Raw genomic sequence first — 22,678 nt, 5'->3', positions numbered from 1 at the left:
AATTGAACGAAACAAATTATGTATGTGTGGGATGTGGAGTTAAAATCCAGGCTGAGGACCCAAAAGGGCTTGGCTATGCACCACCTTCATCATTGGATAAGGAAACCATTGTCTGCCAAAGGTGCTTTAAACTGAAGCATTATAATGAAGTACAGGATGTCTCCCTTACCGATGATGATTTTTTAAAGATCCTTAATGGAATAGGCAGCAAGGATGCCCTGATTGTTAAGATTGTGGATATTTTCGATTTCAATGGAAGCTGGCTGCCCGGGCTCCACCGGTTTGCGGGAAGCAACGATGTGCTCTTGATCGCCAATAAATTCGATCTGCTTCCAAAGTCAGTAAAGCAGAATAAGCTGATCAATTGGCTGCAGGCCTCTGCAAAGGAACTCGGCTTAAAGCCGGTGGACATTATGCTTGTCAGCGCGGCAAAGGGCCAAAATATGAAGGAAGCCGCCGCAGCGATTGAACATTACCGGCAGGGAAAAGATGTTTATGTGGTCGGTTCGACAAATGTAGGCAAGTCTACTTTCATTAATAGAATGATTAAAGAAGTGACAGGGGAGGGTGACATCATCACCACTTCTCATTTCCCCGGCACGACGCTTGATGTGATAGAAATTCCATTGGATGACGGCAGGAGCCTGATTGACACTCCGGGAATTATCAATCACCATCAGATGGCGCATCATATCGATAAAAGAGACCTTAAGGCCATTACACCCAAAAAAGAAATCAAGGCCAGGATCTATCAGCTCAATGAAGAGCAGACCCTTTTCTTTGGCGGACTGGCCAGGCTTGATTATATCAGCGGAGGCAGGAGGTCGTTTACTTGCTACCTGTCCAACGATCTTGAAATACACCGCACAAAGCTTGAAAAAGCAGATGAGCTTTATAAAAACCATGCCGGCGGTCTGCTTGTTCCTCCGAGGAAAGACAGTTCTGAAGAACTGCCGGAGCTTGTGCCGCATGAACTTTCTATCAAGGAAGCTAAGACCGACATTGTCTTTTCGGGCCTTGGCTGGGTAACGGTCAATGAACCGGGCGCAAAAGTTACGGCGTATGTACCAAGGGGCGTCAATGTGCTCCTTCGAAAATCTCTAATATAAAGCGGTGGGCAAATGAAAAAGCTGTACGGAGTAATGGGAGATCCCATAAAGCATTCGATGTCCCCGGACATTCATAACGATGCATTCAGGCGAGCCGGGCTTATGTCTGAGTATGTGCTGTTCCATGTTACTTCCGGCCATCTTGGGGATGCGGTCCGCGGTGCCAGGGCTCTCGGAATCGGCGGTTTCAATGTTACCGTTCCCCACAAGACAGCCATAATTCCCTATCTTGATGAAGTGGATGGTCTGGCAGGGACAATCGGGGCGGTTAACACAGTTAAAAACGAAAATGGCAGACTGATTGGATATAATACAGACGGCCCTGGATATATCAGAGCACTTAAAGAAAAAGTCAGAGGGACGCTTGCAGACATGCACATCCTATTGATTGGCAGCGGAGGGGCCGCCAGGGGCATATTTTTCAGCCTTATGAAGGATGGAGTTCTGCAGGCTGACATCTGCAACAGGACACTTTCTAAGGCAGAGGCGCTTATTGAAGACTGTCCTTATGGGAATGGGAAGTCTAGAGCCCTGTCGCTTGAAGAAGCCGGAACACGCTTGCAGGACTATGATATCATTATCCAGACTACTTCATCAGGAATGAGCCCGCTGACAGACGAGGTACCCCTTCGGTTTGAAGGCGGACTTAAGGGCGGCGTTCTTGTAAGTGATATTATATATAACCCGCTCGAGACGGAATTCTTGAAACAGGCCGGAAGCAAGGGGGCCGCCGTCCAAAATGGAGTCGATATGTTTGTTTATCAGGCAGCACTTGCCTTTGAAATATGGACTGGCATATACCCCGATACTGAAGCAATGAGGAATATTGTATTACAAAAGCTAGGAGGCATATAATGCTGACAGGAAAACAAAAAAGATTTTTAAGGTCTAAAGCCCATCATCTAAACCCGATTTTCCAGGTGGGTAAAGGCGGGGTAAATGAAAATATGGTGAAACAGATTGGTGAAGCACTGGAGGCGCGTGAGCTGATTAAAGTCAGCATCCTTCAAAACAGTGACGAAGACAAGGACACCGCTGCACAGGAATTTGTCAATGGAACCGGTGCTGAGCTGGTCCAGATTATCGGCAATACGATAGTCCTGTACAAAGAGTCGAAGGAAAATAAGCAGCTTGAACTGCCGCGCTGACATGAAAAAAGTAGGGATACTCGGAGGAACTTTCGATCCGCCGCATATCGGCCATCTAATCGTGGCAAACGAGGTACGCGAGGCTCTTGGACTGGATGAAGTCAGGCTGATGCCTAATTCAGTGCCGCCCCACAAAAAGAAAAATGGCCAGGCTGCGGCTGATGACCGGCTTGAAATGGTCAGGCTTGCGGTTAAAACAAATCCTGGTTTATCGGCAGAAGGCATTGAACTCAGCCGGGAAGGGTTATCCTATACCTATGATACGATGGCAGAATTGAAAGAACTTGAGCCAGACAGTGCTTTTTATTTCATCATCGGTGCCGATATGATAGAGTATCTGCCGAAGTGGCATAAGATAGATGAACTTGTAAAACTTGTGCAATTTGCAGGAGTGAGGCGTCCCAATCATAGTATTGAAACCCCTTACCCTGTAAAAATGGTAGAGATGCCGCAGATAGAGCTCTCGTCTTCCATTATCAGAGAACGGATCAAAGATGGCAGGCCGATCCAATACCTGGTTACTGAGGAAGTACGTTCATATATTGAGGTGAATGGATTATATGGATCGTAAAACAGCTTTGCAGCTGGTTGAAAATCAGATTACGGCGGCAAGATATAAGCATACCCTTGGAGTGGCAGATACAGCCGTACGGCTGGCGGCACAATACGGAGCAGATCCCATGAAAGCTGAACTGGCTGCTATATTCCATGATTATGCCAAGTTCCGCCCTAAAGAAGAAATGAAAAGTATCCTGGTCAATGAGAATATGGATCCAGAGCTGCTGCTTTATCATCCGGAACTATGGCATGCGCCAGTCGGTGCTTATCTTGTGATGGAAGAAGCGGGAATTCAGGATCCGGAAATCCTGGATGCTATTAAATTTCACACATCCGGAAGGGCTGGGATGAGCCTGCTTGATAAAATCATTTACCTGGCGGATTATATCGAGCCGGGCAGGGACTTTCCAGGAGTAAATGAAGTAAGGAAGACGGCCGAGAGGGACCTGGATAGTGCTGTTATTGAAGCTATGCGGAATACCATCATGTTTCTGCTGAAGAGAAATCAGCCAATATTTCCTGAAACATTTGAAGCGTACAATTATTTAATCATGAACAAGGAGGATTCTGCTTATGACAGAACGTGAGTTATTGATAACCGCAGTAAAAGCAGCTGACGATAAAAGGGCAGAAGACATTATCGTCTTAAATATGAAGGGTATCTCGCTTGTGGCCGACTATTTCCTGATCTGCCACGGAGGTTCAGATAAACAAGTCCAGGCGATTGCCAGGGAACTTCGTGAAAAAGCGGAAGAGGGCGGATATACGGTCAAAAGGATGGAAGGCTTCGATGAGGCGAAGTGGATATTGGTCGATATGGGAGACGTGATCGCCCATGTTTTCCATCGGGAAGAACGCGGCTATTACAATCTTGAGCGCCTCTGGGGCGATGCACCGCGGGAAGATATTGAGAGCGAGCTTTCACAATGAGCTATGGGCAGTTTGCCTATTTATATGATGAACTGATGAAGGATGTCCCATATTCAAAATGGGTGGATCTCCTGAGGGACAGGATGGAGCGCTATCATGTAAAGGGTCAACAAGTCCTAGACCTGGCCTGCGGGACAGGGGAAATTTCAATCAGGCTTGCAGAAGAAGGGTACGGGGTGACTGGTGTAGATTTATCAGATGAGATGCTCTCTGTTGCCAATGGAAAGGCGTCCGTAAAAAACCTGGATATCCCATTCTTCCAGCAGGATATGTCCAAGCTTGACGGGCTTGGACGTTTTCATGCGGTTCTCGTTTTCTGCGATTCGCTGAATTATCTGAAGGAGCCTGATGATGTAAAGGCTGCTTTCCGTTCCGTCCATGCACATCTGGAACCGGATGGCATTTTTATGTTTGATGTACATTCTATATACAAGCTTGAGCATATCTTTTATAATGCTGCCTTCACTCATGACGAGGAAGACATTGCTTATATCTGGAACTGCTTTGAAGGAGCAGAACCATACAGTGTTGATCATGAGCTCAGTTTTTTTGTGCTGGATCCTGCAACAGGTCAATATGACCGGTTTGATGAGCATCATTATCAAAGGACTTATCCTGAAAAAACCTATTTAGACTGGCTGGATAAACTGGGATTCGAACTGCTGGAAACAATCTATGACCTTGATGAAAATAAAGAGGCAGAGAGAGCGGAACGTATCTTATTTATTGCCAGGAAGAAATAAGGAAGGGCCGCTGATTATGAATCAGACGGCCTTTTTTTATGTTGCAGCAGGAAACTTCAGAATGCCGGCGAATTATAAAAAATAGGGGAGCTTATACTGCTCTTCGGTCTTCTCAAGCTCATGGCTGAATTTATTGTGGGTAGCTTCAAACAAGTGAGTAAAAACATCCCCCAGCTCTTTTTCCATCACATTTATGCCTTCTCCGGTTATTCCTCCCTTTACACACACTTTTTCCTCCAGTGCTGGCAGGCTGTAAAATCCCTTCTTCAATAAGTCGCCGAGACCAATAAGCATATTCTCTGTCAGGATGGTCGCAGTTTCTTTATCGATGGTGGATGCCGAACATGCCCCTTCAATGAATCTCCTAGCCAGATAGCTGAAAAATGCCGGCCCGCAGCTGACAATGTCAGAAGCAGCCCGTGTGACTTCATTCGGGATGGCTATCGGCCTTGAGATCCGGCCGGCCAAGGTAAGGATTGTTTCCTTCCAAGCCGTCTTGCATTGTTCACCAAAGCTGACTAAAGAAACCCCGGAAAGTGCCCGGTTGGTAATGCTTGGGATTAGTCGTGCACAGGAACAATCCATAACGGATTCCAGCTGAGCAGGTGAAATGGGGCTCGTAATCGAAACCAGGCATTTCCCGCTCCCTAGCTGTGGTTTGATTCTTAAGAGCACCTCGTGTATATCCAGGGGCTTGACACAGACAAAAAGAAGTTCGGCCCTCATGGCTGTGCTTTCTTCGCTTTCTGCGACGGTAATTCCCGGGAATCTTTCCTGCAGCGAGTCCGCCTTTGCCCTCGTCCGGTTCATGATGGTAAAATCCTCTGGCGCACAGGCGCCGGCCGCGAGAAGTGACTCAATTAAGATCGTCCCCATATTCCCAGTACCGATAACTCCTATTTTCATTTTTTCCCCACCTTCCTGCCTTTTGCATGTCATAAAAATGGTATGTTAATAAAACCGGCTCTATGCCATCAATCATGGAGGTATCCAAATTGGAAAAGTTCCTGGTTTATAAAAAGCCGGTAATCATTGCCGGTGGATTTCTGCTGTTCGCCTTACTTTTATTTATATATTTAAAACCAGATCAGGCAGCCGAACCTGCCCCCCTTCTCATGGGAGTGAAAGAGCAGGCTGAGTCAGGCGGAGAAAAAGCTGAAGCGGCAGAAAAGAAAATCATATTGGCCGATGTCAAAGGCGCCGTAAACAAACCTGGGGTGTACGAGGCACAGCCGGGAGAGAGAGTAATCAATCTAATTGAAAAAGCTGGAGGCTTTAAGGAAAAAGCTGATCAGAATCAAGTCAACCTTGCACAAGAAGTATCTGATCAAATGGTCATTTTTGTTCCCGAAATTGGAAGTGCACCAGCTGCCATGCCAGGTGCTGCAGGCGGATCTGTTCCGGGAGGGGATGAAAAAGTGAATATAAATACGGCTGATGAAGCTGAGCTGATGACGCTGACCGGTATCGGGCCTTCTAAGGCTGCCGCCATCATTGAATACAGGACGCGGGAAGGTGGTTTTAAGAAACCGGAAGACTTAAAAAACATAAGCGGCATTGGTGAGAAAACGTTTGAGAAGCTTAAAGAGAGTATTAAGGTGCAATAAGTGTAGGGAAGAGTTAAACTGATTTAAGAAGAATCTTAATATGCTTGGAGGCAGGCTGAATGACGAGGAAGAGCTGGGATGAGTATTTCTTAGATATTGCTGATGTAGTTTCTACACGTTCTACATGCCAGCGCCTTAAGGTAGGCTGCGTGATCGTGAAAGATAAACATATAGTATCAACCGGCTATAATGGTTCTATCCATGGCCATGAGCATTGTGAGGAAGCCGGCTGCCTGAAGGATGATAATGGGCGGTGCATCAGATGTGTGCATGCAGAAGAGAATGCGGTGCTTCATGCAAAGCGTGATGATCTAAAAGGAGCAACAGCATACATAACCCATGAATCCTGTGAGAAGTGCTCTAAAACGCTCGCGCAATCAGGGATAGCAAGAATTGTATATAGGTTTGCCTACCCGAATAAGTGGAACAGTTATTTTTTGAAGGATATTGAGGTTACCCACTTTGGTGCCTGAGAATCCTTGGATGGGCAGGGATAACCATGAATCTGATCTTATCAGCCCTGACTGCCGCAGCAGCAGGCGGGGCCTGGTCATTGGCAGGCTGGAAGGCGGCATGCTGCGGAGCCGCCTATCTTTCCTTTTTATTTTGGAAGAGAACACCGAAAACAGCAGCCATTCAAACCGGAATTTTTATTTTGTTTACCATGAACAATTTGGTTCATGACAGCTTTAATAAGAGCACCCTGGATCCTGCCGGCCAAACATTCATCCTCATTTTCTCCGAAATACCCTTCATTGATGGAAATTCTCTCACAACAGCTGCCCGCACAAAGAGCGGCGAAACAATACTTGTAAAAAAACGGCTCCAGACCCTTTTGGAGAAGAAAGGATTAGAGGAGTCATATACGATCGGCATGGAATGCACGGTGTCCGGCCGGCTTGAAAAGCCCGATCCTTCCCGGAATCCCCATTCCTTTGACTACCAAAAGTATTTGCGTCACCAGGGCATCCACTGGATATTGAGAGTCCAGGAATTTCAGTCCTGTGCCCCAAAAAGACAAGGTTTGACCGACAGGCTCAGTCAGGCGCGCTACGAAGGCATACGGTCAGTGGAGCGGCATTTCAGCAGGGAAGGATCAGGAATTGCAGCTGCCCTTCTATTTGGGGAAGACCGCTTAATCCACGAAGAAATTACAAATCTCTACAGAAAGCTTGGCATTGTCCACCTGCTTTCTATTTCAGGCCTTCACGTCGCCCTGCTGACCGGTGCGCTGTTCATTGGAGGATTAAGGGCGGGTCTGACAAGGAATCAAATGAGCATAATCCTGATGATTCTCCTCCCGGCATATGCAGTCATGACTGGGATGTCCCCGCCTGTAGTAAGGGCCTGCGGGATGGCTGGTATTTTTTTTCTGGCTGGATTACTCGGATTTCATCTATCCGGACTGCAGACCCTGTCCCTGGCTTTTCTTACTATGCTTGCACTTCAGCCCTACAGCCTTTTTGATGCAGGTTTTCAGCTCTCCTTTACTGTCACGGCTGCACTGTTTCTCTCCGTTTCTATTCTGTCGTATGGTAAACATGTGCTGAAAGAATCTTTCCTCATCAGCCTCATCAGCCTTTTGAGTTCCCTCCCTATTATGCTCCATCATTTTTATGAAGTTTCCATAGCCGGTTTATGGATGAATCTTTTATTCGTCCCACTTTTCTCATTTGTGGCCCTTCCGCTGGCTATAGCAGCCTTTTCTGCATTCCTGATTCATCCGGTGCTGTCAGGGGGATTCATCTTCCTGTTTGACCAGCTCGTAAAATGGGTGAATATTGTACTGGAAAAAGCGTCCGCCTTCCCTATGGCGGCTGTCGTTATTGGAAAGCCGTCTTGTATCGCAATTTCGATCCTCAGTCTTCTGATCTTCCTGGTGTTCAATTATTGGGAACAGAGGAAGGTTCAAAAAGTGAAAAGGGCTTTGGTCCTATTATTTCTTCTTTTAGGTTTCCAATATTTTAATGAGTATGTAAATCCTTATGGAGAAATAGTTTTTCTGGATGTCGGCCTGGGAGATTCTATCTTTATCCGGCTGCCGATGGGAAGGGGAACGTATTTGATTGATACCGGCGGACAAATGACTTTCAGTGAGGAGAAATGGATGGAAAAAGGCAGGGATTTTGATCCAGGAAAAGACATTGTAGTCCCTTTTTTAAAAGCGGAAGGCATTACAAGCCTTGATAAACTGATTCTTACACATCCCGATCAGGACCATATCGGAGGTGCTGCAGCGGTGCTTAAGGAGATAAAAGTGGGACAGCTCATGATTACAGGCGGTGCTGTGGAAGGCTATGAGGAACTGTCGAGAGATTTCCCCCGCATAAAAGCAAGTGCTGTCACTGAAGGAACTGGATGGATGGAGGGCAGAGACCAATTCCAGATTGTCAGCGCAAGCGGGGAAGAGGGGAACACGAATGAAGCTTCCATCGTGATTTATGCTGCGATTGGAGGGAAAAGATGGCTGTTTACCGGCGACTTGGGAAAAAGCGGGGAAGAGGGATTGCTAAGGCGTTATCCTTCCATGCGGGCTGATGTTTTAAAGGCGGGCCACCATGGAAGCAGGCATTCCTCTGCACCGGCGTTCATAAAGAAATTAGGTGCTGAGATAACCATTCTGTCTTCAGGACGAAACAACCGGTACGGGCACCCGCACCAGGACGTGCTGGATATACTAAACAGGGAAAACATGGTTATTCTCCGTACAGATACCCATGGGGCCATTTCATATAAGTTTTTTAGGGGGAAGGGCACCTTTTCGGTGATGCTGCCATAAAATAGCAGGGAAATGAAGAGACGAAAAGAGACTGCCCCAATGCGGGCAGTCCCTAAACGTAGTAAAACGTTCTCATTTTTAAGCGCGGCAAGGATTAACCAACAAATTTAAAAACGGTAGCAATGATAAACATGATTGCAAAAAATCCGAAAGATACAGCGAATCCGACACCAGAATCGACAGCATCATTGCGCTTGCTTGTAATATTCTTTTCAAACTCGTTCATTTCTACCCCTCCTGTTCCTATAATTAGTATAAGCGATGTTATACAAAAAATCCACAAGTCCCTTTTCCTATACTGACAAGAGTTGTCACAAATATTTAGATTGCCGGGGGCAAAGATAGTAGTATAGAGCATCCCGGACTGCCAAGTGGCGGCCGCTTCCAGATCCCGCATGAACAAAGGTTTCCTAGGCGCTTATGTCCATGCGTTCATATAAAAAGGGAATCGGCCCCGGCTGATTCCCCCTTAAGCTTGTCAAAACAGGAAAGCCAATATACCATATAGAGTATGTTCATTTATTTACATAATCGGGGCGGATAAAAATGGTATTGGATGTATGGAAAAATATAAAGCGCAGGCAGTTTGCTCCAGTATACTTATTATATGGAACAGAAGCTTTTCTTATTAATGAAACAAAGCAATTATTGATCAGCCATGTTTTGGAAGAAGACGAACTGGACTTCAATCTGTCTGTTTTTGATCTGGAAGAAACGCCGGTCGAAGCTGCACTTGAGGATATTGAAACACTGCCCTTCATGGGGGAACGGAAGCTTGTGATCCTGCAGAACCCCTTTTTCCTGACAGCGGAAAAGAATAAGTCAAAGGTAGAGCATAATGTGGCGAAGCTCGAAGCCTATCTCGCCGATCCGGTGCCGTACAGCATCGTGGTGATTTCTGCTCCATATGAAAAATTGGATGAGCGCAGGAAAATCACCAAGGAGCTTAAACGGAAGGCGGCAATTGTAGAGGCGAAGAAACTGAGTGAACAGGAGTTGAAGGTGTGGGTCAGGGACCGGGCTCAGCAGACAGGGGCCGGGTTTGAAGAACATGCTGCAGACCTTTTGATTGAAATAGCAGGCACGAACCTGATGCTTTTGTCCAATGAAGTGGAAAAGCTTGCCCTCTATGCTGAAAGCGGAAACCTTATTACGAGAGATATGGTTGAAATGCTCACTGCCAAGTCGTTTGAACAGAATATTTTCACCCTGGTGGACCGGATCCTTCAGAGAAGAGTGGAGGATGCACTGCGGATTTATTATGAATTGCTGAGACAGAATGAGGAGCCGATCAAGATTCTTGCTGTAATGGCAGGGCAGATCCGGCTGCTGTATCAGGTAAAGGAGCTTTCAAGAGCCGGTTATGGACAGCAGAAAATAGCTGCGGTGATCAAGGTACATCCATACAGGGTAAAGCTTGCTCAAGAGAAGGCCGCCAAATTCAGCGACCAGGAACTGATGAATTTGATTTATCAACTTGCCGAGGCTGATTACCAAATAAAAACCGGTCAGGCTGATAAGCGTCTGGCGATTGAAATTATCCTTTTAAAGCTGGCCTGATAAGCCGGCTTTATTTGTGGAGAAGGGAAGAGATCCAAGTATTATAAGACATCCTGCAGCTTGGTATAAACATCATTTAGCTTGCTGGAACTTTTGTTGCGGCTTACTCCGCTCCACCGCCTTATGGTGTTAGTCCCTGCTCTTATCTTGGTTCCTTTCCATGCATGGGATGAAGTAGAAAACTCATGTTTATTTTCTTTAAGTTAAAAGTGTATAAGTGAGGAAATACTGCAGGCCTGGGAGGAATGGAGGCATAAAAAAAACGACCCATAAGGATCGTTTGTTTTACGCGTTTAAAGAGTTTAGTCTCTTTGTCAGACGAGATTTTTTACGGGCTGCCGCATTTTTATGGATAAGTCCTTTAGATGCAGCTTTGTCTAACTTTTTAACAGCTGTAATTAGTGTTTCTTTAGCATTAGCATCGTTGGCTGAAATTGAAGTTTCAGCGTTTTTCACAGCAGTACGTGTTGCAGACTTAACTGTGATGTTTTGCGCCTTGCTTGCTTCGCTAGTTCTTACACGTTTAATAGCAGATTTAATGTTTGGCATTCCGTTCACCTCCTACTAAAACCGAGATATCTATGAGCTCGATTTATCAAATACATAACAATATGCAACAAAAGATATTTTATCAAACTTATTTTTATAATGCAATACTCTTTAAAGCGATTATTGCAGAAATAAATTATTTTCATAAACTGAAGCCGCATACGCAAAAATAGAGAATGAGAGACAGAAATCCGGAAAAAATACTTGTAGTCAAAAAATGTCTGGAGGCAGCTATGGAAAAAAACTTAGATCTTAGTAAATATAACGTAAGGACGGATCTTGCGGTAGAGGCAAGGGAAATGGCCCTTACTGAAAGGCTGGTTAACGATGAAAAGGATATTTCCCAGCTTGAGGGAGTGATCATCAAGGAGCGGAAGGTGGATGGGATTGAGATTTCCCTCGTTCAGGTGACAGAGGCCGGCGAAAAGACGGTCGGCAAAAAGCAGGGAAGCTATCTGACTTTGGAAGTTCAGGGGATCAGGGAGCAGGATACAGACCTGCAGCAAAAGGTAAGCTCCATTTTCGCCCATGAATTCGGACATTATATGAAACAAATGAAAATTCCCGAAGAAGCGAGCTGTCTCGTGGTGGGACTTGGGAATTGGAATGTGACACCTGATGCACTGGGACCTTCTGTCGTGGAAAACCTGCTGGTGACCCGGCATCTTTTTGAACTACAGCCGGGACAGGTCGAGGATGGATACCGGCCTGTGAGTGCCATCTCCCCAGGTGTGATGGGCCTGACGGGAATAGAGACAAGCGATATTATCGATGGAGTGATCAAAAAGATTAATCCTGACTTCATCATTGCCATCGATGCGCTTGCTGCACGATCGGTGGAAAGAGTCAATTCTACTATTCAGATATCGGATACAGGCATCCATCCAGGCTCGGGGGTCGGAAATAAAAGAAAGGAATTGAGCCAGGAGACTCTGGGAATCCCGGTTATTGCGATAGGAGTACCTACAGTGGTGGATGCAGTCTCCATCACGAGTGATACAATCGATTATATCCTGAAGCATTTCGGCCGGGAAATGCGTGAAGGGGGAAGCCCATCCCGTTCGCTTGTCCCTGCAGGCTTTTCTATGGGCGATACTCCTAAGCTGACAGAAGAAGACCTGCCGGGTGAAGAGGAGAGGAAAACCTTCCTCGGCATCATCGGTACTCTTCCGGAAGAGGAAAAAAGAAAGCTGATTTATGAAGTCCTTGCCCCTATCGGCCATAATCTGATGGTAACACCGAAGGAAGTGGATGTGTTTATAAAAGATATGGCCAACCTGATAGCAAATGGTTTGAATGCGGCGCTTCATCAGGCAGTGAACCAGGGAAATACTGGCTATTATACGAGATAAGGCGGAGTTCTACTTTTTCTAGCAATGTCATACCTTTTAGTAGACAAGGCTTGGAAAGGGTGTAGCCATGAAACGGAAAATTTATGCAGGAACCATTGCTGTCATTCAGCTTGGCACTGTGATAAAATCAGTCCTTTTTATCTTGATGCTTCTTGTTTTTCTTTTTTCGATCAGTGGATTGCTGACCTCTATCAAACCTGAATACAGGCTTTCTTCTGAATCTGTCCATTCTGCAGCAAACCATTTCCCTGGAGAGCTCCTATTCCTGCTGATGAGCAGGGAGAATCACTATTTTGCTAAAGCCATGGAGGATGACAGGAGAGAAACCGCCATTGCCGGGCCGATGTTCAGAATGTTCACCAACATATCCTTCGATGATCCGAGAAGCCTGCTCGGACGGGAACTGCCGGGGTTCTTTGCGTATGACAATGAAATCCTTCTGGCGGGTGAAGGCACGAATTATACAAATATGCCCTATGAATCTGCTCCTCCCAATACTGGAGGCAAGGAAGCTCCTGTAAAAAATGTAGAGCAGATCAAAGAAGAGCCGGTGAAGGAAGAGAGCACCGCACCCGCACTCACAACAGGCGGGAAAAAGGTGGTTCATATCTATAACACCCATACAAGGGAATCTTACCTGCCCTATCTCACGGGAGTGACCAACCCCGATCTTGCCTACAGTTCCAAAGTCAATGTCACCAGGCTATCGCTGAAGCTGCAGACCTCCCTTGAAAAAAAAGGGATCGGCACATCTGTGACCACTGCTGACGTAATGGGCATCCTTGATAAAAAGAATAAGCAGTTCTGGCAGGCATATGAGGAATCGAGACCGCTTGTGCAGGAGGCAATGGCCTCGAATAAGGACATCGATTACCTCATTGATATCCACCGTGATGCCAGCCGTAAAAAACTGACCACTGTGTCTATTAAAGGTAAGGCATATGCTAAGCTTGCTTTTGTGGTTGGAGGAGATAATGCAAATTATCAAAAAAATTATGTGCTGGCAGAGAAAATTCACAAGCTTCTTCAAAAAAAGTATCCAGGCTTGAGCAGGGGTGTATTCAAAAAACAAGGCCATGGCAATAATGGAAAATATAATCAGGATCTTTCGGCCAATGCTCTTCTCGTGGAAGCGGGCGGGGTAGACAACACATTCGATGAATTGTATTCCTCCATGGATGCATTTGCGGATGCATTCAGCGAAGTATTCTGGAATGCGGAGGAAGTCAATGGAGAACCCCAAAAGCCGAAAGCGCAATAAACCCGGGAGGTGCAGACTGTGGTCCGGTTTTCTTTCAAGGTGCTGATGCTGATACTGGTACTTTTTTTCGGGGTCCTGCTCGGCATGCAGCATGCCAATACATCCATGAAAAAAATGAAGGGATTTGACGACCCTTCCCTGGACAGTGCTTTTTCCATACATGAAAACAACGGCGGAAAGCAGGCTTCCATCTTAGGTGAAACCGTAACCGGCGAAGACCTTGCAGAAAAGAAACAAAAGCTTGAAGAGATGAAGGCCTATAATTTCTTTTCACAGACTGGAAGGAAAATCTCAGAGGGAGTTTCAAACGGCTTTGATAAACTCTTTGGAACTTCAGACTAGAAGTCATAAAATCAAAAATAGAAGGCCGGCTCCCCTTATTCCGGGGCGGGCCTTTTTCCATGAAAAGCCGGAACTTTCTCCGCTTCCCCGCACACCTGCTTTACTATTGCAATTTGGGCTGATATAATCAAAAATAGTGTATTTCTGCCGTTAACAGGAGTGAAATGATGAACAGAGAAGAGAAACTAAATAGACAATCAAAGATTCGGAACTTTTCTATCATTGCTCATATTGACCATGGAAAATCTACGCTTGCTGACCGCATTCTTGAAAAGACGAATGCCCTCACTTCCCGTGAGATGAAGGATCAGCTCCTGGATTCCATGGACCTTGAACGTGAGCGTGGTATTACCATTAAACTTAATGCCGTGCAGCTTGAGTATAAAGCCAGGGATGGGGAGGTTTATACCTTCCACCTGATTGACACCCCGGGGCATGTGGATTTCACATACGAGGTATCAAGGAGCCTTGCAGCCTGTGAGGGAGCCATCCTGGTGGTCGATGCGGCCCAGGGGATTGAAGCGCAGACTCTTGCAAATGTATACCTGGCACTTGATAATGACCTGGAGATTGTGCCTGTCATCAATAAAATCGATCTGCCAAGTGCTGATCCGGAGAGAGTCCGCGGTGAGATAGAGGATGTTATCGGGCTTGATGCCTCTGAAGCAGTCCTTGCCTCTGCCAAGGCTGGCATCGGGATTGAAGAAATCCTGGAACAGATCGTTGAAAAAGTGCCGGCACCTGAAGGGGACCCGGATGCACCGCTTAAAGCTCTTATCTTTGATTCCATGTATGACCCTTATCGCGGAGTGGTAACGTATATCCGTATTGTTGAGGGATCCGTCAAGGTTGGAGATAAAATCAGGATGATGGCCACTGGCAAGGAATTCGAAGTGAACGAAATAGGAGTTTCCACTCCAAAAGCCACCCCGCGGCAGGAGCTTACAGTCGGAGATGTCGGCTATCTTGCTGCATCCATCAAGAACGTAGGCGATACAAGGGTCGGGGATACCATTACATCCGCCAAGAATGGTGCTGCAGAGCCGCTGCCTGGATACAGGAAGCTCAATCCGATGGTATATTGCGGTCTCTATCCGATCGACTCGGCGAGATTCAATGACCTTCGGGATGCGCTTGAAAAGCTGGAATTGAATGATTCTGCCCTGCAATTTGAGGCAGAAACATCCCAGGCCCTTGGCTTCGGTTTCCGCTGTGGTTTCCTTGGACTTCTCCATATGGAGATCATTCAGGAGCGTATCGAGCGTGAATTCAAGATAGACCTGATCACCACGGCACCAAGTGTAATCTATCATGTAGTCATGACAGACGGCGCCGAGCTGAATGTCGACAATCCATCAGCGATGCCTGATCCACAGAAGATTCAGCGGGTTGAAGAGCCTTATGTCAAGGCAAGCATGATGGCCCCTAAGGATTATGTCGGTGCAATAATGGAGCTTTGCCAGAATAAGCGCGGCGACTTCATGAACATGGAATATCTTGATGAGAACCGTGTAAGCATCGTCTATGAAATTCCATTGTCAGAAATCGTTTATGATTTCTTCGACCAGCTGAAGTCAAGCACGAAAGGATATGCATCCTTCGACTATGAGCTGATCGGCTATAAGGAATCAAGGCTTGTCAAAATGGATATTCTACTGAACGGGGAGAACGTGGATGCACTCAGCTTTATCGTTCACAGGGACTTCGCCTACGAACGCGGCAAAGTGATCGTCGATAAATTGAAGACATTGATTCCTAGACAGCAGTTTGAGGTACCGATTCAGGCTGCCATCGGGCAGAAAATCGTTGCCCGGTCCACCATCAGCGCAATGCGGAAAAATGTACTGGCTAAATGCTACGGCGGAGACATTTCCCGTAAACGAAAACTTCTTGAGAAACAGAAAGAAGGTAAAAAGCGGATGAAATCCGTCGGTTCTGTCGAGGTTCCGCAGGAGGCTTTCATGGCCGTGCTGAAAATGGATGACAGCGGCAGCACAAAGAAATAAACAGCAAGAGGTTAGTGGGCCGAGTCCAGCTAGCCTCTTTTTTACTATCAATAAAACAGGATGTGAAAGACACATGATATCTTCCGCTTATATACACATCCCTTTTTGCGAACATATCTGCCATTACTGTGATTTTAATAAGGTCTTCCTGAAAAATCAGCCGGTTGGCGAATATTTGAGTTTGCTTAAAAAGGAGATGGAGCTGACACTGAGGGAATTCCCTACAGATAGACTCAACACCATTTTCGTTGGCGGCGGCACCCCTACTTCCCTGAATGCGGGACAGCTTGCCGAGCTGTGCGGGGCTGTCAGCAGTACTCTTCCCTTTGAGCCGTCTGAAGTAGAATACACCTTCGAAGCAAATCCCGGCGATTTATCAGAAGAAAAGCTTGCAGTATTAAAGGAAAATGGAGTGAACAGGCTGAGCTTCGGAGTTCAGAGCTTCAATGACGAGTTGCTGAAGAAAATAGGTAGAACCCACTGTGCCAAGGATGTGTTTTCAACGATCGAAAAAGCCAGGACCGCCGGCTTTGAAAACATCAGCATCGACTTGATTTACGCCCTGCCGGGACAGACTCTTGAGGATTTCCAGGAAACTTTAAGGACGGCCATGACTCTTGACCTGCCTCATTTCTCTGGGTATTCCCTGATCATTGAGCCTAAAACTGTCTTCTATAACCTGATGCAAAAGGGCAGACTGTCCCTCCCGCCGCAGGAATCGGAGGCAGCCATGTTTGAAGTCCTCATGGAGGAAATGGAAAAACACGGGTACAGGCAGTATGAAATCAGCAATTTTGCAAAGCCCGGCTATGAAAGCAGGCATAATCTGACATACTGGAATAATGAGGCTTATTATGGTTTTGGTGCCGGCGCGCACAGTTATCTATCCAAAACCAGGAGAGCGAATTTTGGTCCTTTGAAAAAATACTTTGCTCCCCTTAAGGAAAACAGGCTCCCTGTCATTGAAGAAAATCCAGTCACCGTTAGAGAACAGATGGAGGAAGAAATGTTTTTGGGGCTGCGTAAAACCCAGGGAGTATCGATTGAAGGTTTTTATGAAAAGTTCAGAAAGCCAATGATGGATGTCTTTGGGGAAGAGATCGAAAAGGAAAAGAAACTGGGCAGGCTTGTTTCTGAAAATGGCAGGATCCGGCTCACACAGCAGGGGAAATTCCTGGGCAATGAAGTTTTTCAATCTTTTCTTAAGTAGGAGAACTTAAAACGTTGACATGATTTAGTTGTTTTGATAATTTATTATGTAGAATTAGCACTCGATAAGACAGAGTGCTAACAGGGGTGATCATGAATGTTAACAGAACGCCAATTGTTAATCCTGCAAGTTATCATAGATGATTTTATCCGCTCCGCACAGCCAGTAGGTTCCCGAAGTTTATCCAAAAAAGAAGAAATCACTTTCAGCTCAGCGACTATCCGCAATGAGATGGCGGACCTTGAGGAGCTGGGTTTTCTTGAAAAGACTCACACGTCTTCTGGAAGGGTGCCTTCCGAAAAAGGATACAGGTATTATGTAGACCATCTTTTGTCACCGCATAAACTTAAAATTAATGATATACAGGTGTTGAAATCGGTTTTTGCCGAGAAGATTTACGAACTTGAAAAGATTGTTCAAAAGTCAGCAAAAATCCTGTCTGACCTGACCAGCTATACTACAATTGTACTGGGACCGGGGGTCTCGGAAAACAAACTCCGGCGCCTTCAGATTGTCCCGTTAAATAATGAAACGGCTATCGCCATCATTGTGACGGATACCGGCCATGTGGAAAATAAAATGATTTCCATACCGCCAGGCCTTGAGGTGATGGATATAGAAAAAATGGTCAATATCCTCAATGAACGGCTGATTGGGGTTTCCCTTGTCGACCTTAAGGATAAAATATACCGGGAAGTTGCTGTTCTGCTCAGCAGGCATATCAAAAGCTATGACGAGGTCATCCAGCTCATGGTGCAGTCGCTCGATCTGCCGGGACATGAAAAGCTGTTTTTTGGCGGGAAGACCAATATGCTTCAGCAGCCGGAGTTCCATGATATCAATAAAATAACAGCACTCCTTTCCATGATTGACCATGAAAAGGGCATGTATGACCTTATCGGAAGATCACCTGCCGGCATTCATGTTAAGATCGGAAGGGAAAACGAGGTCAGCGCCATGGAAAATTGCAGCCTGATCACGGCATCATACTCGATTGGCCACGAAAAGGTCGGTACCATCGCCATCCTGGGGCCAACGAGAATGGAATATGCAAGAGTGATCAGCCTGCTTGATCTATTTTCACATGATTTATCATCATTGCTGACCAGGCTGTATCAGAACAATTGACCGCGGCTCCTGAGGGCCGCCCGCTGCCGCATGCCTAAGAGGCAGTGCGCGGATGTCTCTTTGATTGTATAAACCGCAGCATATGTTACACTTTTAGGGAGGTGAAATTCATGACAGAAGAACGAAAAAATGCAAACCCATCCGAAACTGACGCTTCCAATGAAACAGCAGAGCAGGCTGAAGTGATATTTGATGAGGCGGCTGCACCGGAAGAAGCTGGTGAAACCGGCAACGACACAGGGGCTGCCGATAAGCAAATAGCAGAGCTGGAAGCTAAAATAGAAGAACTGGATAACCGTTATCTGCGCCTGCAGGCTGATTTTGACAATTCCAGACGGCGTGCAAGGCTTGACCAGGAAGCAGCCAGCAAGTACAGGGCACAAAGCCTGGTCACTGATCTGCTTCCTGCACTTGACAATCTTGAGCGTGCAATGAGCATTGAAGCGGAGAGCGAGCAGACAAAAACTCTCCTTCAAGGCATGCAGATGATTTACAATGGCATCCTTGACGCACTCAAGAAAGAAGGCGTTGAGCCAATCGAAGCAGCAGGCAAGCCGTTTGACCCGCATCTCCACCAGGCGGTCATGCAGGTTGAAGATGCAGAATTCGAATCCAACATTGTTGTAGATGAATTCCAAAAAGGGTATATGTTGAAAGACCGTGTCATTCGCCCTTCAATGGTGAAAGTAAACCAGTAAATGGTTACATAAAAATTCAGGGAGGCCATCAAACATGAGCAAAATTATCGGAATTGACTTAGGAACCACAAACTCATGTGTTTCCGTGTTAGAAGGCGGAGAACCAAAGGTAATACCAAATCCGGAGGGCAACCGCACCACTCCATCCGTTGTAGCATTCAAGAATGGGGAGCGCCAGGTTGGGGAAGTAGCTAAACGCCAGTCTATCACCAACCCGAATACCATCATTTCAATCAAGCGCCACATGGGTACTTCCCATAAGGAAACGATTGAAGGCAAGGAATATTCCCCGCAGGAAGTTTCTGCTATCATCCTTCAATACCTGAAGGGCTATGCGGAAGAATACCTTGGCGAGAAAGTGACAAAAGCGGTTATCACTGTTCCGGCTTACTTCAATGATGCCGAAAGACAGGCAACTAAAGATGCAGGACAGATTGCGGGCCTTGAAGTGGAACGTATCATCAATGAGCCTACTGCCGCAGCTCTTGCATACGGCCTTGATAAAATGGACGAAGACCAGACCATCCTTGTATTTGACCTGGGCGGCGGTACTTTTGATGTATCCATCCTTGAACTTGGGGACGGCGTGTTTGAAGTTAAAGCAACTGCCGGTGATAACAAGCTTGGCGGAGATGACTTTGACCAGGTAATCATCGATTATTTAGTAGAGCAGTTCAGAAAAGAAAATGGAATTGATCTTTCCAAGGATAAAATGGCCCTTCAGCGTTTGAAAGATGCTGCTGAAAAGGCTAAGAAAGATCTTTCAGGTGTGACTTCCACACAGATTTCACTGCCATTCATCACGGCTGGCGATGCAGGTCCTCTTCACCTTGAGGTTACTCTTTCACGCGCCAAGTTTGATGAAATCTCTTCAAGCCTTGTAGAGCGTACTATGGGTCCAACCCGCCAGGCTATGAAAGATGCCGGCTTGACTCCTGCTGAAATAGATAAAGTTATCCTCGTAGGCGGTTCTACCCGTATCCCTGCTGTCCAGGAAGCAATCCGCAAGGCTGTTGGAAAAGAGCCGAGCAAAGGTGTAAATCCGGATGAAGTAGTGGCGATGGGTGCTGCTATCCAGGGCGGAGTACTTACAGGAGATGTTAAGGATGTTGTCCTTCTGGATGTAACGCCTCTATCACTTGGCATTGAAACAATGGGTGGAGTTTTCACTAAACTGATCGACAGAAATACAACTATCCCTACAAGCAAATCACAGGTATTTTCAACTGCCGCTGACAGCCAGACAGCCGTTGATATCCATGTGCTTCAGGGTGAACGCCCAATGGCTGCCGACAACAAGACGCTTGGACGTTTCCAATTGAGCGACATTCCGCCGGCACCGCGCGGAGTACCTCAGATCGAAGTATCCTTTGATATCGATAAAAATGGTATTGTAAGCGTACGAGCCAAAGATCTTGGTACAAACAAAGAACAGACCATCACCATTAAATCTTCTTCAGGACTTTCAGAAGATGAAATTCAGCGCATGGTCCGCGAAGCAGAAGAAAACGCAGATGCCGACAAGCAGCGCAAAGAAGAAGTGGAGCTTCGCAATGAAGCAGACCAGCTCGTATTCCAGACTGAAAAAACAATGAAAGATCTGGAAGGCAAAGTGGATGAAGCGGAAACTGCAAAGGCAGAGGAAGCAAAAGAAGCTCTTAAAGCAGCGATTGAAAAGAATGACCTGAATGAAATCCGCGAGAAAAAGGATGCACTTCAGGAAATCGTTCAAAATCTTACTGTGAAGCTATATGAAGAAGCAGCCAAAGCACAGCAGGCTGAAGGCCAGGCAGGTCCAGGCGCCGGCTCAAATGACGATGACAACATCGTCGATGCCGAATACACAGAAGTTAAAGACGACAAGTAATAGATTCAATCGAAAAAAGTCAAAGTCAGGATATCTTGACTTTGGCTTTTTTTAATAGAAAAGCCTGAACCGGTGCCGGCGGTTTTCCCGGCAGCGACCTGACAAGCATAAGACGGCCGGGCGGTGGAAAGAGGGTTTCCTTTCCACAGATCGGACGGCTTATGACTCGAAGGTCTCAGGAGAAGGCTAGACATCAAGAAAAGCCTGAACCGGTGCCGGCGGTTTTCCCGGCAGCGACCTGACAAGCATAAGACGGCCGGGCGGTGGAAAGAGGGTTTCCTTTCCACAGATCGGACGGCTTATGACTCGAAGGTCACAGGAGAAGGCTGGACATCAAGAAAAGCCTGAACCGATGCCGGCGGTTTTCCCGGCAGAGACCTGACAAGCATAAGACGGCCGGGCGGTGGAAAGAGGGTTTCCTTTCCACAGATCGGACGGCTTATGACTCGAAGGTCACAGGAGAAGGCTGGACATCAAGAAAAGCCTGAACCGGTGCCTGCGGTTTTCCCGGCAGAGACCTGGCGTGCAGCGTGCCAGATGGGAGAGGGACAATCGCCCGCCCGCGGCGCGGTGATTCCATTCCTTAAGTTACTTATGCAGAGGCCGCCATTATTCCTTATTGCATTGCTGTTAGTCCGAATGATAAAATAATCTTTATGTGAAGAATCTGGAGTGAGTAAATAAATGAGCAAACGAGATCATTATGAAGTCCTGGGAGTGGGCAAGGGTGCTTCAAAGGATGAAGTGAAAAAAGCCTATCGCAAGCTTTCCAAAAAGTATCATCCTGATATAAATAAGGAAGCGGATGCTGCTGATAAGTTTAAGGAAATCAAGGAAGCTTATGAAGTATTAAGCGATGACCAGAAAAAGGCGCATTACGATCAGTTCGGCCACACCGACCCTAACATGGGCGGCGGCTTTGGCGGTGCTGACTTTGGCGGCTTTGGCGGTTTTGAAGATATATTCAGTACCTTTTTTGGCGGCGGGGGCCGCAGAAGGGATCCTAACGCTCCGCGCCAGGGCAGTGATCTGCAGTACACCATGACCCTTCAATTTGAAGAGGCCGTTTTTGGCAAGGAAACGGACATTGAAATTCCGCGGGACGAAGAGTGTGAAACATGCTTTGGGACTGGAGCTAAACCGGGAACCAAGCCAGAAACCTGCTCGCACTGTCATGGATCTGGCCAGCTGAATGTAGAACAGAATACGCCATTCGGCAAGATAGTCAACCGGCGTGTGTGTAACCATTGTCAGGGAACCGGGAAGATCATTCCTCACAAATGCTCGACTTGCGGCGGAGAGGGAACAGTCACCAAGCGCAAGAAAATTCATGTCAACATCCCTGCTGGTATAGATGACGGACAGCAGCTCCGTGTTTCCGGCCAGGGTGAACCGGGTGTGAATGGAGGACCTCCAGGAGATTTATACGTAGTATTCCAGGTCAGGGGACACGAATTCTTTAAACGCAGGGGAGACGATATCCTGTGTGAAATGCCGGTCACTGTGGTCCAGGCATCACTTGGGGATGAAATTCTTGTTCCAACCCTGCATGGCAGAGTCAGCTTGAAGATACCGGCAGGAACACAGAACGGAAAGACATTCCGATTAAAGGGCAAGGGTGTGCCAAATGTCAGGGGTTATGGGCAGGGAGACCAGCATATTACGATACGCGTTGTGACACCGACCAAACTGACCGACAGGCAGAAACAGCTGCTTAGGGAATTTGCGGAATTAAGCGGGCAGAATACGCCTGATGAGCAAGAAGAGGGCTTTTTTGCAAAAGTGAAACGGGCCATCAAGGGAGATTAATTTATTTAGGAGCTGGTAGAAA

23 protein-coding genes are annotated in these 22,678 nt (G+C 46.6%); 20 read left to right on the top strand and 3 right to left on the bottom strand.

Annotated elements, in window-relative coordinates; genetic code table 11:
* The first annotated feature begins 2 nt into the window (after positions 1–2).
* Genes yqeH through V1501_RS15140 form a run of 7 tightly spaced genes read left to right on the top strand, consistent with a single transcriptional unit; the run spans position 3 to position 4,488 of the window.
* Positions 3–1,109, top strand: a complete 1,107-nt coding sequence (gene yqeH / locus V1501_RS15170) for a ribosome biogenesis GTPase YqeH (RefSeq protein ID WP_409289397.1) — start codon at positions 3–5, stop codon at positions 1,107–1,109.
* A 12-nt stretch (positions 1,110–1,121) separates the two neighbouring features.
* Positions 1,122–1,964 carry a shikimate dehydrogenase gene (gene aroE, locus V1501_RS15165; RefSeq protein ID WP_409289396.1) on the top strand — a complete coding sequence of 281 codons (843 nt, stop codon included), beginning with the start codon at positions 1,122–1,124 and terminating at the stop codon, positions 1,962–1,964.
* Complete coding sequence (yhbY, locus tag V1501_RS15160) at positions 1,964–2,257, top strand: ribosome assembly RNA-binding protein YhbY (RefSeq protein ID WP_409289394.1); 294 nt, start codon at positions 1,964–1,966, stop codon at positions 2,255–2,257. The genes aroE and yhbY overlap by 1 nt, the downstream gene beginning before the upstream one ends.
* The gene (locus V1501_RS15155; RefSeq protein ID WP_409289392.1) at positions 2,241–2,828 is read left to right on the top strand and encodes a nicotinate-nucleotide adenylyltransferase; all 588 of its coding nucleotides are present in this window, start codon (positions 2,241–2,243) and stop codon (positions 2,826–2,828) included. Before yhbY ends, V1501_RS15155 begins: the two co-directional genes overlap by 17 nt.
* Positions 2,818–3,402 carry a bis(5'-nucleosyl)-tetraphosphatase (symmetrical) YqeK gene (gene yqeK / locus V1501_RS15150; protein WP_409289390.1) on the top strand — a complete coding sequence of 195 codons (585 nt, stop codon included), beginning with the start codon at positions 2,818–2,820 and terminating at the stop codon, positions 3,400–3,402. The genes V1501_RS15155 and yqeK overlap by 11 nt, the downstream gene beginning before the upstream one ends.
* On the top strand, positions 3,389–3,745 hold the full coding sequence (gene rsfS / locus V1501_RS15145; protein WP_409289389.1) for a ribosome silencing factor: 357 nt from the start codon (positions 3,389–3,391) through the stop codon (positions 3,743–3,745). Before yqeK ends, rsfS begins: the two co-directional genes overlap by 14 nt.
* Entirely contained in the window at positions 3,742–4,488 is a 747-nt protein-coding gene (locus V1501_RS15140) for a class I SAM-dependent DNA methyltransferase (RefSeq protein ID WP_409289387.1), read from the top strand. Before rsfS ends, V1501_RS15140 begins: the two co-directional genes overlap by 4 nt.
* A gap of 72 nt (positions 4,489–4,560) precedes the next feature.
* On the opposite strand, the gene comER is transcribed toward V1501_RS15140, so the two are convergent.
* Complete coding sequence (comER, locus tag V1501_RS15135; protein ID WP_409289386.1) at positions 4,561–5,394, bottom strand: late competence protein ComER; 834 nt, start codon at positions 5,392–5,394, stop codon at positions 4,561–4,563.
* An 89-nt stretch (positions 5,395–5,483) separates the two neighbouring features.
* Between comER and V1501_RS15130 the strand changes: the two genes are divergently transcribed.
* Genes V1501_RS15130 through V1501_RS15120 form a run of 3 tightly spaced genes read left to right on the top strand, consistent with a single transcriptional unit; the run spans position 5,484 to position 8,874 of the window.
* Positions 5,484–6,095: a helix-hairpin-helix domain-containing protein gene (locus V1501_RS15130; RefSeq protein ID WP_409289385.1), complete on the top strand. Its 612-nt coding sequence runs from the start codon at positions 5,484–5,486 to the stop codon at positions 6,093–6,095.
* A gap of 59 nt (positions 6,096–6,154) precedes the next feature.
* Entirely contained in the window at positions 6,155–6,568 is a 414-nt protein-coding gene (locus V1501_RS15125; protein WP_409289383.1) for a deoxycytidylate deaminase, read from the top strand.
* A gap of 26 nt (positions 6,569–6,594) precedes the next feature.
* Positions 6,595–8,874, top strand: coding sequence for a DNA internalization-related competence protein ComEC/Rec2 (locus tag V1501_RS15120; RefSeq protein WP_409289381.1), 2,280 nt, complete (start codon positions 6,595–6,597; stop codon positions 8,872–8,874).
* Between the two features lie 94 nt (positions 8,875–8,968).
* Here V1501_RS15120 and V1501_RS15115 read toward each other — a convergent pair whose 3' ends face one another.
* Complete coding sequence (locus V1501_RS15115; RefSeq protein ID WP_409289379.1) at positions 8,969–9,100, bottom strand: YqzM family protein; 132 nt, start codon at positions 9,098–9,100, stop codon at positions 8,969–8,971.
* A 320-nt stretch (positions 9,101–9,420) separates the two neighbouring features.
* On the opposite strand from V1501_RS15115, the gene holA reads away from it, so the two are divergent.
* Complete coding sequence (holA, locus tag V1501_RS15110) at positions 9,421–10,434, top strand: DNA polymerase III subunit delta (RefSeq protein ID WP_409289378.1); 1,014 nt, start codon at positions 9,421–9,423, stop codon at positions 10,432–10,434.
* A gap of 285 nt (positions 10,435–10,719) precedes the next feature.
* Here the strand turns inward: holA and rpsT are convergent, their stop codons facing one another.
* The gene (gene rpsT / locus V1501_RS15105) at positions 10,720–10,983 is read right to left on the bottom strand and encodes a 30S ribosomal protein S20 (protein ID WP_409289377.1); all 264 of its coding nucleotides are present in this window, start codon (positions 10,981–10,983) and stop codon (positions 10,720–10,722) included.
* A 233-nt stretch (positions 10,984–11,216) separates the two neighbouring features.
* Here rpsT and gpr point away from each other — a divergent pair, with 233 nt between their 5' ends.
* The 9 genes from gpr to dnaJ all read left to right on the top strand — a co-directional run bounded on the left by gpr (position 11,217) and on the right by dnaJ (position 22,656).
* A complete protein-coding gene (gene gpr, locus V1501_RS15100; RefSeq protein WP_409289375.1) occupies positions 11,217–12,335 on the top strand; it encodes a GPR endopeptidase in 1,119 nt (372 codons plus the stop codon).
* A gap of 67 nt (positions 12,336–12,402) precedes the next feature.
* Positions 12,403–13,596: a stage II sporulation protein P gene (gene spoIIP, locus V1501_RS15095; protein ID WP_409289374.1), complete on the top strand. Its 1,194-nt coding sequence runs from the start codon at positions 12,403–12,405 to the stop codon at positions 13,594–13,596.
* Between the two features lie 18 nt (positions 13,597–13,614).
* Positions 13,615–13,938, top strand: a complete 324-nt coding sequence (locus V1501_RS15090) for a YqxA family protein (protein WP_409289372.1) — start codon at positions 13,615–13,617, stop codon at positions 13,936–13,938.
* A 167-nt stretch (positions 13,939–14,105) separates the two neighbouring features.
* Positions 14,106–15,944, top strand: coding sequence for a translation elongation factor 4 (gene lepA / locus V1501_RS15085; protein ID WP_409293391.1), 1,839 nt, complete (start codon positions 14,106–14,108; stop codon positions 15,942–15,944).
* Positions 15,945–16,017: 73 nt separating this feature from the next.
* Positions 16,018–17,154 (top strand): radical SAM family heme chaperone HemW, encoded by a 1,137-nt coding sequence (gene hemW / locus V1501_RS15080; RefSeq protein WP_409289371.1) that lies wholly within the window; start codon positions 16,018–16,020, stop codon positions 17,152–17,154.
* A 96-nt stretch (positions 17,155–17,250) separates the two neighbouring features.
* On the top strand, positions 17,251–18,282 hold the full coding sequence (gene hrcA / locus V1501_RS15075; RefSeq protein WP_409289369.1) for a heat-inducible transcriptional repressor HrcA: 1,032 nt from the start codon (positions 17,251–17,253) through the stop codon (positions 18,280–18,282).
* Positions 18,283–18,392: 110 nt separating this feature from the next.
* Positions 18,393–18,980 (top strand): nucleotide exchange factor GrpE, encoded by a 588-nt coding sequence (gene grpE / locus V1501_RS15070; RefSeq protein ID WP_409289368.1) that lies wholly within the window; start codon positions 18,393–18,395, stop codon positions 18,978–18,980.
* Between the two features lie 34 nt (positions 18,981–19,014).
* Complete coding sequence (dnaK, locus tag V1501_RS15065; RefSeq protein ID WP_409289367.1) at positions 19,015–20,847, top strand: molecular chaperone DnaK; 1,833 nt, start codon at positions 19,015–19,017, stop codon at positions 20,845–20,847.
* 684 nt (positions 20,848–21,531) lie between these two features.
* The gene (gene dnaJ / locus V1501_RS15060; RefSeq protein WP_409289365.1) at positions 21,532–22,656 is read left to right on the top strand and encodes a molecular chaperone DnaJ; all 1,125 of its coding nucleotides are present in this window, start codon (positions 21,532–21,534) and stop codon (positions 22,654–22,656) included.
* The last annotated feature ends 22 nt before the right edge of the window (positions 22,657–22,678 follow it).

Source organism: Paraperibacillus esterisolvens (genome assembly GCF_046237625.1).
In the GTDB taxonomy this organism is placed as follows: Bacteria; Bacillota; Bacilli; order Bacillales; family DSM-1321; genus Paraperibacillus; species Paraperibacillus esterisolvens.
Note: the sequence above shows the minus strand (reverse complement) of the source record. Positions and strands in the feature narration are given on the sequence as shown.